The sequence below is a fragment of the Clostridium sp. KNHs205 genome (genome assembly GCF_000702945.1).
Lineage (GTDB): Bacteria > Bacillota > Clostridia > Lachnospirales > Lachnospiraceae > Anaerocolumna.
The window spans coordinates 1,639,622-1,653,261 of the sequence record NZ_JNLE01000003.1 but is presented as its reverse complement, the minus strand read 5'-3'; the positions used below and the strand labels follow the sequence as shown (position 1 = coordinate 1,653,261).

Below are 13,640 nucleotides of genomic sequence, written 5' to 3'. Positions count from 1 at the left end.
TTCTAAAACACAAGCCATAAAAGAAACTGCTATGAATTACAGCAATTTCTTCTATGGCATTTGTTTTCTTATTTTACAAATTCAAGTTCCAGGTGATGGAATTTTCCATCATCGATCAGAGGAACTGCATTCCCTTCAGCTGTTCTTCCGTCCAGAACAAACCGGTAACCCCCTTCTTTTATACGGGACAGCCCAACAGGTTTTCGGACTGTTATCTCATAATAAGTCTTCCTATGTTTTAAGGTATATCGAAGCTCTTCCTCTTCTTCGGATAACATAGGATTCAGAAGGAGTTGTCCGTCTCTGTACTCAATTCCGAGCATTTCAAATAAGGTCAGGGTCAGCCATGTGGAGGTTCCGCTTAAAGTTGGCCCTATGTTCTCTCCGGTCTGGCTGTTAATATACTGTGTACACCAGCGGGGATTACCGCAGGCCATAAAAGGATTTTCAAGGGTCTTAAAGGGCAATACCAGATTTACCATCCAGTAGGCAAGATCCCTGAGTTTTACCGCCAGCTTTATATCCTCTGCTTCTTTCGATGCCTTCACCATGGCGGCTGCCGCCATCATGGTGGCATGCTTAAAGATACCACCATTTTCTCTGTCACCGGGAAAATATTCCCCGGTTGCCGTAGCTTGGGCTACCCTGGAGAGATCTGTGGGGCTCATGAGGGGGAATCCAAAGGGACTTATAAGGTATTTCTGAATTCCCTCCAGCATGATTCCTATCTGCTCCTCCGTTGCTTCCCCTGACAGTACTGACCAGCTGAAGGAATTTAAAAAGTAAGTTCCCGGTATCTCTTGCTTTCTGGAAAACCCATCACCGCCGGCACCCAGATATGTTATCTTATCCCCGTAGCGGTTAAATAAAACCCTGGCAAAAAAATCCCCCTTCCAGGCATGTTCCTGGAGATTTCTGCTCAGTATCTGCTTCTGGTGCTTTAGTTCTTCCCTGTATGCCAGATCTCCAAGGTTAAAGGACAGCTCTTCCATGTGGTTTATGGCAAGCTTTAACAGAAATCCGTTCATAACACTTTCCGAATACCCATCGACAGGTCCTGTCAGGGTTTCTTTTTCTTTTCCTGTCAGATAATTCGGGTCTACCTTAAGGCAGTCGTTCCAATCAGCAAAGTCAATTAAAGGCAGACCATGATTACCAATGGATACTGTTCCTGAGTAATGGATAACTGCTTTCAGGGTATCATATACCTTTCTTTTCTTTCCACCGCTTTCCGGTATTTCGTATTCCACCTTTAGAAATTCCGTGTCTTTGCTGAATTGAACATAACGGTATACGGCCTGTACCAGCCAAAGCCCATCATCTGACCATTTTCCGGCCTCTTTTCCTTTCCAGAAAAAGTTGTGATAGCAGTAGCCGAATTCAAGTACTTTTTCTATCCACTCCCTTAAGAGGGACTTGGTATACTCCCCTTCCCCCATTGCCATAAAATAGTACATAGATGCATAGATATCCTGAATCTCCCGGAACCCGATTTCCCGGTATCCCTTTTGTGTCAAATCAAAGGAGCGGGATACAAAGGTCTGATATAATACCTGAAAAGGCAGATTATAATTGACATAGGCATTAAAATCCCTGTTTCCGGTAGAGACCTGCAGATAACTGCGGTAATCGTCGTACCAGTTCATCTGAGCTGACAGGGCTTCCTCCAAAGCCTCCCTTTCGGTAAATCTGGAATGGAGGTTCTCTATTTCTCTTTGAAGGGTTTCCTTGCTCACCGCTGTATCCTGAAGTTCTGTGATCAGCCCCGTATATTGATCCGCTGTTACTTCCTCTCCTGCCGCCAGATAAAACTGTTTTCCCAAAGCAAGAAATCCCGGACCTTTGGTACTGAGGCGGTTAGTGAGCCTGGATAGTCCCTGGGGACGGTTCAGGCTGCCGCTTCCGATAAAATCACCGTAATGGGTCCCGATTTCACCCGGGTAGGTCTTCTTTCCTTTCTCATAGAACATAGCGGTTCCAAAGCGGACATCCCCCTGGCAGTAATCCGGATAATAATGAGGTACATAAGCGAGGAGCTGGCCTTCTGCTTTGTTCAGAATACCAGATTCCATGATAACCGTGGAATAGACCACATCCTCCATTAAGGCAGGAGGAACCGCAGAGGCAATCATTCCGGTAAGAACCACCTTTAGCTTTCGTTCCTTTTTCCCGGTATTCCTAATGGTAATTCTCTGAACCTCTGTTGCCATGGGAAGCCCCTGGTACTGGGGCAATAAGAAAATCGTTCTGGTTATGAGAAGACCGCAGGCAGTGGAATATTCTAACCTGGTATGGTTTCTGGAATGACGGCAGACAGCCGTTAAAACATTGGAATCCGTCGCATCCGCTGAATAAAAGATCTGCTTCCCTTCCTCCACCAGATAAAATTGACGATTTGCCGGAAACCCGTTTTCCTCTGGCAGCATGTCCCATCGGGTAGCCAGTACCTGATTAGCGGCATGTGCTCTGAAGCTTCCTCCTCCCAATCGGTCCACAACGCTTTTCGGCGTGGATTGCAAAGGAAGAGAAAAACCTATACGTTTTCCCAGCAGCATATTGGTATAAAAATGGGCACCCGGCGAAGGAGCTTTCAAATCAATAATATGATCACCGAACTCGTCCAGGTATCCAGCCCAGGACTTGTAATTCATTAACTTATTCAGTATCTTAGAGGCCAGGGGCTCAGGCAGGGACTTTTCCTGCAGAAGCTTATCCTTCTTTTCCACGCTGTCATAGGTATACTGAATAATTGTTCCGCTGTCCCAGGCTATTTGAAATAAATGGGATTGCACAGTGGATAAACTGTCAAAAAATACTGCCAGCATCTCATCCTTGTACAATTCCTTGAAAGCCGGTACCTGATATGTAAACCTTCCAATAAGGAGCAAGTTCTGCAGACTGGCATCCGTAAACTGATAATCATAACCTTCCGTCTCTGTAATTAATTCCCCGAAAAACTGTTGTGCCATTTCCTGGGGTTTCCCCAGCAGTTCACGAGCAAGTATATGCTTCATAAAATCCCTCCGATAATAAGTTTATTGTCTCAACTGAAAGGTATATCTTATTCTGTGTAATTTTAGTCTTCTGCCTTTATCACTTCCGGTTTCTGACTGCTTATAATAAAATTATTATAATGTATTTACTTAAAAGAAATAACCATACAAAATTACGGTTAAGCAGGTCAAAATTACGGTTTTTTAAGACTTCTACGGCCTTACTACCAGCCATAAAGCAAGAAAATGCTGCTGCATTTTAAGAAAATACCGGAAGGAACCAATGGCTAACCTTCCGGTATCGTCTTTCTTATGCAACAGCATTTCCTTATTATATGATGTAATCTATAATTAATTCTTTTAATATTCCTCCAGATACTCCAGCTTACTTACCGATACTTCATAGGCAATTCTTTTTTCAAAATCATTTTCACTGATCTTTTTCTGGTATTCTCTGCTCTGGATTCTGCCCCATACCTGGATGTGTCCCCCAACGGTGAAATTCTCGGCGAATCTGGCATTTCTTCCCCAACAGATGCAGGGTATGTAATCGGATTTTCCATAAGGTCTGTTTACTGCAAGAAGAATATCAGCTATTTCTCTTCCTAAGGGAGTTTTTCGATAAATGGGCTGCTTGCAGACAAAACCGTCTAAAAAGATGAAATTTGGGCGAATACCTTCCGTATCCTCTTCACTTACTTTGATTTCTCGGGCAAATACAGACAGAACCAGCCTGTTCTTGTTGTCCTCATGACGGTTATAAGAACGGAATTGTCCATTAACCTCTACATATTTGCCTTTTAAATCCGCTTTTACATCCACCAGCCGCTCTGATATCATAATAGGTATGTTATCATAGGAATTACTTAACCGGCTTACAGAAACCTCCAAAATGTAAAAACCCTCCCCAAATACATCGTGACTGAATTCAAAATCAGTCATTACCTCGCCTGCAATACTTACTTGATTGTTATCAAATACTTTATCTGTCATTTCGTATGACTCCCTTCTCTTTACTCGTGTTCTGTACAATTTATAATTGGTATCCCAATTGTATTGTCCTGACCTTCAAGATAAAATTATTCTCCAATACTATATGTATGACAGTAATATTCGTTTTAGAACCAATTTTCAAAAAAATTTTTATAAGTTTTTTTCCATTTGTTGTGAAAGGGTAAGCAAAACGCTGAAAATACCGCCCTCTAAAGAAATACCTTGTAAATTTCCCGTAGTATGTTAAAATGTTTTAGTTAGAGTGTTATTGCTTATATTGAGCTTAATATAGTTTTTATAAATCTATATATTTTATTGAAATAGTATCGCTATTATGACAGTAAAATTAAATTCTGCCGCATCAGCAGTAACAGCTGGTCTAAGATCATATAAACCAATATCCGGACAAAATTGAATCAGGTAAGCGGATATTAAAACAACAGAAGACTATTTTTCTATCCTGATATATCTGTTATCCTTAACACAGATGGAAAATAGTCAAATAAGTAAATATCCAATCAATAAGATTGGACATTCAAGAAAGAGGTTACGATGAAAATCCAAAGAGAAGACATCAGAAACATTGCAATCATAGCCCATGTTGATCATGGCAAGACTACCCTTGTTGATGAGCTCTTAAAGCAAAGCGGAGTATTCCGCACCAATCAGGCTGTACAGGAAAGAGTCATGGACTCTAATGATATTGAAAGAGAACGTGGTATTACTATCCTTTCCAAAAATACAGCTGTTTCTTATGAAGGCGTAAAGATTAATATTATAGATACACCGGGACATGCTGACTTCGGCGGCGAAGTAGAACGTGTGCTTAAGATGGTTAACGGTGTTGTTTTAGTAGTTGATGCCTTTGAAGGCCCTATGCCCCAGACCAAATTCGTTCTTAAGAAAGCTTTGGAACTGGAACTTCCGGTTATTGTATGTATCAATAAAATAGACCGTCCCGAAGCCAGACCTGCAGAAGTTATTGATGAAGTTCTTGAACTTTTCATTGAGCTGGATGCTACTGATGATCAGCTTGACTGTCCTTTTGTATTTGCTTCCGCCAAATCCGGTGTAGCAATTCTTGAATTAGAGGAGTCTCCTGAAAATATGAGACCCCTTTTCCAGACTATCATTAATTATATCCCAGCTCCTGAAGGTGATCCTGAGGAAAGTACACAGGTACTTATCAGCACCATTGACTATAATGAATATGTTGGCCGTATCGGTGTAGGTAAAGTTGATAACGGTATCATCAAAGTAAATCAGGATGCAGTTCTTGTAAATGCCCATGATCCGAATAAGAGCCAGAAAGTTAAGATCAGCAAGCTTTACGAATTTGAGGGTCTTAAAAAGGTAGAAGTAAATGAAGCTTCCATCGGTTCCATCGTTGCGATTTCAGGTATTTCTGATATCCATATCGGTGACACCATCTGCTCTCCTGAGAATCCCCAAGCTATTCCTTTTCAGAAAATCTCAGAGCCGACCATCGCAATGCATTTTATTGTAAACGACAGCCCTCTTGCCGGACAGGAAGGTAAATTCGTTACCTCCAGACACTTAAGAGAACGTTTATTACGGGAGCTTAATACAGATGTCAGCCTTCGTGTGGAAGAAACAGAGAATACGGAAAGCTTTAAGGTATCCGGAAGAGGAGAACTTCACTTATCCGTTCTTATTGAAAATATGCGAAGAGAAGGTTACGAATTTGCAGTAAGCAAAGCTGAGGTTCTCTATCGTTACGATGAAAAAGGAAAGCAGTTGGAGCCAATGGAACGCGCTATTATCGACGTACCGGAAGAATTCACAGGAGCTGTTATCGATAAATTAAGCCAGCGTAAAGGTGAGCTTCAGGGAATGTCTAACGGAAACGGCGGATACTCAAGACTTGAGTTCCTAATACCTTCCAGAGGACTCATCGGTTACAGAGGCGAATTCCTTACAGATACAAAAGGTAATGGAATTATCAATACCTTATTTGAAGATTACGGCCCTTACAAGGGAGATATCCAGTACAGAAAACAGGGGTCCTTAATTGCTTACGAAACCGGTGAAGCAATCACATATGGTCTCTTTAATGCGCAGGAAAGAGGAATTCTCTTTATAACAGCCGGTGTTAAGGTTTACTCCGGTATGGTAGTAGGCCTGAATGCGAAAGCAGAAGACATCGAAGTTAATGTCTGCAAGAGAAAACAGCTTACGAATACCCGTTCCTCCGGTGCCGATGATGCTCTTAAACTGGTGGCTCCAAAAATCTTAAGCTTAGAGCAGGCTCTGGAATTCATTGATACTGATGAATTATTAGAGGTTACTCCTCAGAACTTAAGAATCAGAAAGAAATTATTAGATCCTACTCTCAGAATGAGAGCTAAACGTAATTCAAAATAATAGCTTTTACCACAATGGAATTACCTTTACAGGAGAATGCATATGGGAATTGAATTTAACAAATTAACGATAGCAGACTGTCTCAGATTGGAATCCTATTCCAACCTGAGACCGGTTTACATCTCTGAACGACAGCCGGTAAACCAGTTTATCTGGGAAGAATTCTACAATACCCATTACTACCGGAATGACCAATATATGATGTGCGTTATAATGACGGAAGACAAGACAAGTCCTATGATGCCTTTATGCAAAGAAGCTGACATACCTGCCGTATTTCAGGAAATCAAAGAACACTGGAATAAAGAGCTTAACAAACCGTTAAACATGTATCTTATTGATGAAACTTTTCTTACTGCATTAAAGACCCTACCGGGATTTGAAGAAGAATTTGAAATTGAGAACTGCAGAGATAATCATGATTATCTCTATGATGCAGCTAAGTTACGTACTCTCAGCGGTAAAGCCTATCATAAGAAGAAAAACCATCTGAATTCATTCTTGAAGAACTATGATGGCAGATATGAATACCGCACCCTGGATTGTTCTAATGTGGAAGAAATTCAGAGTTTCCATGACAGATGGCTGGATAACAGAGAATACGAAGATAAGCATGGCAGTATGCGAAGCGAAGAAAACGGAATACACCGTTTATTCAAATATTGCGGTTTTGTGGATTGCAGCATCGGTGGTGTATATGTAGACGGAAATCTGGAGGCCTATACCATTGGCAGTTATGCACCGGATATTAAATGTGCCTTTATCCATATTGAAAAAGCCAATATTAATATTCCCGGTCTGTATAATTTCATAAACCAGCAGTTTCTGATACATGCCTTTCCGGAAGCAGAGATTGTAAACAGAGAGGATGATCTTGGACAGGAAGGCCTGCGTAAAGCCAAACTATCCTATCAGCCCATCAAACTGGAAACGAAATATCACATCTACCAACGTAATTTCAACACGGATAAATAAGCAATTACCTTTATTATCCAGCCAAATAATCCATACCTGTTCATAAAAAGAAGCACCCTGTGCCCCTTATTCTAAAGGTTACAGTGCGCTTCTTTTTACATCCTTATTTTGTAAGTATTTTTTTATGTATCTCTTAATCATTTCTTATTATCAGTTCCTCTTATTAATTTCTTATTATCAGTTTCTCTTATTAATTTCTTATTATCGATTTCTCTTATTAACCACTTTTTATCAGTATTTCTTATTAATCTCTTTTTATCAGCATTTCTTATTATCCTCTTTTTATCAATATCTCTCTTATTCTCAATACTCCTACCCCTCATTTAGTAAGTTCAGAAGCCACTTCTATACGATTTCAGGCGAATTGTGCAAAACAGAAAGAACGAATGTGCCTATGGAAAGGTATTAGAAGTCCTTTTCTCTGAATCCTTTGTGCTATAATGTAAAACAGATTGTCTGAGCGAAGCGAGTTATCTGTTTTACATTATGACCAGCACAAAGGATTCAGAGAATTAGGACTTCTTATACCTTGGAATCGAAACATGAGTTCTTTCTGTTTTGTGCAATGCGCCGTCCCCTTGAGAAAAACTAACAACTCCTACGATATCCCTCTGATTTCCCTGAACTTCCCATCCGGATATTTATGTATATCATTTAAACTGCGTATCCCATATATCGTCATAATATCCTTGAATTGATTTTTAATCAGCTCTTTTGCTATGATCCTCTTTCCTTCTTTATCTCTGGAAATTCGATAATTGGCCCTCTCATGAGCCGCCAAAACTTTAAGAGTCTTAGGTCCATACCAGCAGAAGGTGTCAAGCACCTTATTTATAAGGTTCTTCTCCATTTCTGTCAACCGGTTAACAGGAACCTCAAAAATATTAATACCATGTTTTTTCATACTATTGTATAAAGAAATGTATGGTGCATTCTCACCATTTACGCTAAAATCATCTTCAAATAACTCTCTTTCGTATAGCGCCAGGAAGAAACCCTGCGCATAATACAAAAGCCATTGGGTATAGCCTGGGGACAGATCGCCCTGGGTGTAGTATATCATGTATTGGGCTATTAAGTTAATCTTGCGCTCTGTCATTTTCTCAAGGACTGCCTGCATTGTCTTGCGATAGGCTACATTGGTCAGATTATCCTTGTTTTCAAGCAACAATTCATAGTAATATACCGGATCTTCAACGATATTTTTGAGTTTACCGGAATACTCCGCAGTAGGTATATCACCTTCAATGTATCTTATTATGGTGGTTTCGCCCCAGCCTAATAATTTAGCAAGAGGTTTTTTTCCTATGCAAAAATCCTGTAAAATCGTTCGTATCTCACCAGAAGTAACAATAGCATTTTCTTGACTTTGCACTTTGTTTTCACTCATAGTTTATCCCCTTTCGTATAATTTTCCCCAAGACTCCTCTCATCTAAGTTCATCCGAAAATAATAATAGCATAATTATCTATTTGTACTTTAACACACCGGAATTTCTTTTCTGCGTGATTGTGGAGTTATTATCCAGTGTGTTCATAACCCTTGCATTTTAATAACTTTAATGATTGGATAGCAATACGGAATAAAACATGTGTATATAATTTACAATTTCTATAATACCTACTATAATACAATTTTTTACTACCGGTCAACATATTTCTTGTATTATTTGCTATTTTTTTATACTTATTTACATTTTACGCCTTTTCTTATAAAAATCTAAAAAAGAATTTTTAAAATAAAAGCTGAATTATTATTACATTTTTCGAAAGTCGTTAATGTCCTTTATGATAATTCTAAAACCCTTTATAATATTATCGAACATACCCGCTTTATAAAAATTAATAATAATCATACCAATGGGTATACCAATAATCATTCCAAGAACACCTAATAAACGATATCCGATAAACATAAATATCAACGTTGAAAAGGGACTGATACCAACGCTGTCTCCTACCATTTTAGGCTGCAATACCTGTTTTACGATAAGGCATACCAAATAGATGATTAAAAGCATAACCGCCCTGAAATAATTGCCGGACAGGATTTCAATCAGAGCCCAGGGCCAGATTACAGCTCCGGTTCCGAAAAAAGGCAGGAAATCAAGAAATGCTATCAATAAGGCAAATAGAAAAGAATATCTTACCTTAATGATTTCAAACCCCACGAACATGATTATGGTAATCACCAGCATGATCTTAAACTGTGCCTTGAAATATCCGCCTACGGCAGATTTAAAATTGGAAACGATTAAGTTATAGCTTTTTATCAGGGAAACAGGTGTAAAACGATGTACAAGAGCAGCCAGGTTATCTCTTTCTGCAATAAAGAAATAGGCAGACATAATTGTTACAATGGCATATAAAAGTACATCAAGAACGTTCTTGGCGTAACTACCGGCTTCACTAATGTTAAGGTCACTGCTCTCAGACATAAATTGGGTTGCATAGTTAGTGATGTTGCTTCCTATATTATCCAGCATGTTTCTGGCACTCAGAGGCAACAGATCATAAATACCAGAAAGCTTGACGGATATAGTATTAAATTGCTGTTCCAGGCTGGTATAAATATTCGGGAAGTCTTGAATCAAATTGGTAACTTCTTTTACCAGTACACTTGCCAGGGCATAAATAGCGCCTACTACCGCACCGATTACCAATATAATAATAATAGCAGAACTGTGTTTACGGACTATCTTTACACGTTTTTCAAGGAATTTGACCAAAGGATTTGCAATGACAGATACGACAAATCCAATGACGAAAGGCATAAAGAAACCCAATAGTTTCGGAAGTAAAAATACAACAGCCAATACTCCCAGAAGAAATAGGAGTACATTAACGAGAATCTTTACATAGATCAAAGGTTTTTTCATTTACTAAACTCCACTGTATTTCATAAAGTGTATGGCTACACTCTTATTATATCTTATTTATCTTATCTGTAAATATTATTTCTTAAATAAAAGTATCTAACTTTACTCTTTTTCGACATTTTTCATGATTTTGAGCATAGTAATAATTACCTATATACACCAACATAATTATCTATATACTAACCAGTTTTTACTGTCTGATTCACTATTGTTAGAGGAATTATATATAATTCAAAACAAATTCTTTTACAAAAAAAGGATGCCCTGCCGGATTCCAGCTCTGGGTTCCGGTGGTGCATCTCTTTATTAGAAATTACTCCCTGCTTTTCTTTAAAATCATATTAATGTGTTTCTTATAACGTATGAATTCATCACTTACAAGGAATTCTTCTCCCCGGGGTCTTTCACTGTCAATCACAAGCTCCTCGGAAATATGCCCAGGTTTACCGGTCATAACATATACACGGTCTGATAACAGTATGGCCTCATCGATGTCATGGGTTATAAAAAGTGTAGATAGTTTAATGTTTTCCATTACCTGAAGATACCATTCATGCATATTGCTCTTGGTTATGGTATCCAGAGCACTAAAGGGCTCATCCAGCAAAGCTACCTGATCTGAAAACAGATATGTACGCAGAAGCGCTGCTCTTTGTCTCATACCGCCGGATAACTGCCTGGGGTATTTTAACTGAGTACCTTCAAGCCCAAATTCCTCAAAAAGTGCTGATGCCTTTTCCCTTGCCAGCTTCCTCTTCTCCCCTTTAATGACAAGAGGTAATGCTACATTATCTACAATGGTCTTAAAAGGAAGAAGCATATCTTTTTGAAGCATATAACTTAGCTTTCCGGTTTTCCCTGTAATATCCTCCCCATCCAGGGTTATGCTGCCTTCCTCCGGCACCAAAAGACCGGATAATACATTAAATAAAGTAGTCTTTCCTACACCGCTTACTCCAAGAAGGCTGACTATTTCACCTTGCTGGAGTCTTAAGGATATATTTTCAATAATTTTATTGCTGCCATAGCTTACGCTGATATTGCTGGCTGTTAATTTATCCACGGCTGTTTAACCTCATTTCTGCACCTACCTTTACGCATATATTTTAACTGCGTACCAGTGCATACCAACTTATTTCCTTACTCCGCTAAATAGTCATTGGAGAAACCTGTGCCTGAAGGTATTTCTTTTTCAATCAGGCTGTTGTCAAATAACCATTTATAGAAGCCATCCCATCTGGCTTTATCTATATATCCCCATTGGGTAACCTCAGCTTTATATTGATCTGCCAGCCACTTCTGGCTTTCTGTAACAAGTGCTTTATCAAGTTCCGGAACCGCTTCTACAAGAATATCCGCTGCTTTTTCAGGCTCTGCAATAGCATATTCATAGCCTTTTTTGACAGCTGCCAGGAACTTCTTAGTCGTGTCAGGATCATTTTTCAGAAATTCATCATTTGCTATAATAACAGGGCTGTAATAATCCAACTCTGTGCCGTAATCAGCAAAATTAAGATAATTTGTCTCAAGACCGGCTATTTTTGTAGCGATACCATCCCATGCATAATATACCCATACAGATTCGATATCTGTCTGAAGTGCTGTAACAACGTCAGATACCGTATTTGGAATCAGCTTGATTTTATCGTAATTACCGCCGTCATCCTCCACTATCTTCTTGATAATGGCAAGCTCAATTGGGGAATCCCAGGTTGCATAAGAATGCCCTTCCAGCTTCTTGGGGGAATCAATCCCCAGCTCCTTGGGAGATATAATTCCGGAGGTATTATGCTGGATAATCGCTGCTACTGCCGTAACCGGAATAGGGCTGTCGGTTGCATAAGCTGGTGCCAAGGTATCCTGAAAGGAAATACCGAACTCCGCTCCGCCGGCTCCTACCAAAGAAGTAGTACTTCCTTCCGGTGGCTGCATGATTTCAACGTCCAGTCCGGCCTCTGTAAAGTATCCAAGTTTATCAGCTACATACAGACCGGTATGATTGGTATTGGGTGTCCAGTCAAGAACGATTCTTACCTTTTTAAGGCTGTCACCGGAGGCATTGGCGTCCTCACTGTTTTTGCCTGCATCTTTGCTGCAGGCTGAAAGGCCTGCTGTTAATAAGGACAGGCATAAAGCAACTGCTAGTATTTTCTTTTTCATAAAACTCCCATCTGTGTGCCTGGCACACGTTTCATCATGAAGTTGAAGTTTGATAACAGCTTCAACCTTCTTTCTGTCTGGTTATCCTTTTAATATAACCTATACATTAGGTTTACTTTTGCGTTTGTTGTATTTGATATTATCTCTAAGGATTTTACCCGGCTTCTCTTCTCTGTCCCAGGGGGTAACCGCTTTTTGCAGCATAGTAACTCCAAACATTAACAGAAGGCTGATAAATGAGATAAAAAATATTACCGCAAACATTTTATCGTAGGAATAGGATTTTCTTACCCTTGTCATATATACACCAAGTCCGCTGAAACCTCCAAGCCATTCTGCAACAACCGCTCCTATAATGGAATAGGATACGGATATCCTTAGGCTTGAAAAGAAATGGGGTATGGCACCTGGCAGCTTGATATGTAAAAAGCTTTGAAATTTACTTGCTCCCATAGCTCTTAACAGATTTAGGGCATCCTTATCCGCAGCACGAAAACCATCCAGTAAACCAATGGTTATGGGGAAAAAGGAGGTTATAATAATTAAAGTAATCTTAGGCAATATTCCATACCCCAGCCATAACACCAAAAGTGGTGCAATCGCTACGGTTGGTACTGTCTGGGTTATAATCAGTACGGGATAGATTGCCTTATAGGCAATCAGGAACCGATCCATAATAACCGCAACAAAGAATCCAAGCAGGATTCCAAAGGTAAGTCCTAAAAAAGCCTCCGCCAGTGTTGTCCTTGCATGAGCCATTAACAGGGCAAAGTCTCCTATAAATGCTTTTACCACCTCACTTGGTGAGGGAAGCATAAATTTAGGTATGATTCCACCGGCAGACAATAACTGCCAAAGAAGAAGAATGGCTACTATTGCAAATGCAGGCGATATTTTATTGATGATGTTTTGTAACTTTCTGGTCAATGGTAAGTACACCACCCTCCGGTGCAAATGTTATTTTTACATAAGCTGCAACTTTAGGGCAGCCTGCCTTTATTGCTATGTACTGACAATTCTTAACGATTTCCATCAGCTCTTCATAATCCCCTTCTATGGCTGTTTCACAGGGACCAACATAATATTTTAAGCCGGTGCTTTTGATATAATCGATAACCTCGTCTACTACTCTGATAACTTCCTCATCGCTGTTTACGTGAGGCAATACCTGGATTGCTACGCTTGCATTCATGATGCTTCCTCCTTTATCTCTGTATAATAAAAAAACTCACCGATTCCGGTGAGGTATGTATAAT

10 protein-coding genes are annotated in these 13,640 nt (G+C 39.6%); 2 read left to right on the top strand and 8 right to left on the bottom strand.

Translation table 11 applies throughout. The features are described 5' to 3' along the window. Positions 1–68: 68 nt before the first annotated feature. Positions 69–3,014: a glycosyl transferase gene (locus BR73_RS0107130; protein ID WP_033164979.1), complete on the bottom strand. Its 2,946-nt coding sequence runs from the start codon at positions 3,012–3,014 to the stop codon at positions 69–71. 339 nt (positions 3,015–3,353) lie between these two features. Beyond that, a complete protein-coding gene (locus BR73_RS0107125; RefSeq protein ID WP_033164978.1) occupies positions 3,354–3,986 on the bottom strand; it encodes a single-stranded DNA-binding protein in 633 nt (210 codons plus the stop codon). Between the two features lie 552 nt (positions 3,987–4,538). Between BR73_RS0107125 and typA the strand changes: the two genes are divergently transcribed. After that, the gene (gene typA / locus BR73_RS0107120; protein ID WP_033164977.1) at positions 4,539–6,371 is read left to right on the top strand and encodes a translational GTPase TypA; all 1,833 of its coding nucleotides are present in this window, start codon (positions 4,539–4,541) and stop codon (positions 6,369–6,371) included. 42 nt (positions 6,372–6,413) lie between these two features. Continuing rightward, positions 6,414–7,346, top strand: coding sequence for a phosphatidylglycerol lysyltransferase domain-containing protein (locus BR73_RS0107115; RefSeq protein ID WP_033164976.1), 933 nt, complete (start codon positions 6,414–6,416; stop codon positions 7,344–7,346). Positions 7,347–7,944: 598 nt separating this feature from the next. Here the strand turns inward: BR73_RS0107115 and BR73_RS0107105 are convergent. The 6 genes from BR73_RS0107105 to BR73_RS0107080 all read right to left on the bottom strand — a co-directional run bounded on the left by BR73_RS0107105 (position 7,945) and on the right by BR73_RS0107080 (position 13,576). Then, complete coding sequence (locus BR73_RS0107105) at positions 7,945–8,736, bottom strand: hypothetical protein (RefSeq protein WP_033164974.1); 792 nt, start codon at positions 8,734–8,736, stop codon at positions 7,945–7,947. A 366-nt stretch (positions 8,737–9,102) separates the two neighbouring features. Further along, the gene (ytvI, locus tag BR73_RS0107100; RefSeq protein WP_033164973.1) at positions 9,103–10,224 is read right to left on the bottom strand and encodes a sporulation integral membrane protein YtvI; all 1,122 of its coding nucleotides are present in this window, start codon (positions 10,222–10,224) and stop codon (positions 9,103–9,105) included. A 313-nt stretch (positions 10,225–10,537) separates the two neighbouring features. Next, positions 10,538–11,287 (bottom strand): ABC transporter ATP-binding protein, encoded by a 750-nt coding sequence (locus BR73_RS0107095; RefSeq protein ID WP_033164972.1) that lies wholly within the window; start codon positions 11,285–11,287, stop codon positions 10,538–10,540. Positions 11,288–11,364: 77 nt separating this feature from the next. Beyond that, positions 11,365–12,384: an ABC transporter substrate-binding protein gene (locus tag BR73_RS0107090; protein WP_033164971.1), complete on the bottom strand. Its 1,020-nt coding sequence runs from the start codon at positions 12,382–12,384 to the stop codon at positions 11,365–11,367. A 99-nt stretch (positions 12,385–12,483) separates the two neighbouring features. Further along, the gene (locus BR73_RS0107085) at positions 12,484–13,311 is read right to left on the bottom strand and encodes an ABC transporter permease (RefSeq protein ID WP_051685026.1); all 828 of its coding nucleotides are present in this window, start codon (positions 13,309–13,311) and stop codon (positions 12,484–12,486) included. Next, positions 13,280–13,576, bottom strand: coding sequence for a thiamine-binding protein (locus BR73_RS0107080; RefSeq protein ID WP_033164970.1), 297 nt, complete (start codon positions 13,574–13,576; stop codon positions 13,280–13,282). The genes BR73_RS0107085 and BR73_RS0107080 overlap by 32 nt, the downstream gene beginning before the upstream one ends. Between the last annotated feature and the right edge of the window lie 64 nt (positions 13,577–13,640).

Bases quoted from the DNA above. Each gene is read 5' to 3' on its own strand.
- BR73_RS0107130 (WP_033164979.1), bottom strand. From the start codon at position 3,014: ATGAAGCATATACTTGCTCGTGAACTGCTGGGGAAACCCCAGGAAATG.
- BR73_RS0107125 (WP_033164978.1), bottom strand. From the start codon at position 3,986: ATGACAGATAAAGTATTTGATAACAATCAAGTAAGTATTGCAGGCGAG.
- typA (WP_033164977.1), top strand. From the start codon at position 4,539: ATGAAAATCCAAAGAGAAGACATCAGAAACATTGCAATCATAGCCCAT.
- BR73_RS0107115 (WP_033164976.1), top strand. From the start codon at position 6,414: ATGGGAATTGAATTTAACAAATTAACGATAGCAGACTGTCTCAGATTG.
- BR73_RS0107105 (WP_033164974.1), bottom strand. From the start codon at position 8,736: ATGAGTGAAAACAAAGTGCAAAGTCAAGAAAATGCTATTGTTACTTCT.
- ytvI (WP_033164973.1), bottom strand. From the start codon at position 10,224: ATGAAAAAACCTTTGATCTATGTAAAGATTCTCGTTAATGTACTCCTA.
- BR73_RS0107090 (WP_033164971.1), bottom strand. From the start codon at position 12,384: ATGAAAAAGAAAATACTAGCAGTTGCTTTATGCCTGTCCTTATTAACA.
- BR73_RS0107080 (WP_033164970.1), bottom strand. From the start codon at position 13,576: ATGAATGCAAGCGTAGCAATCCAGGTATTGCCTCACGTAAACAGCGAT.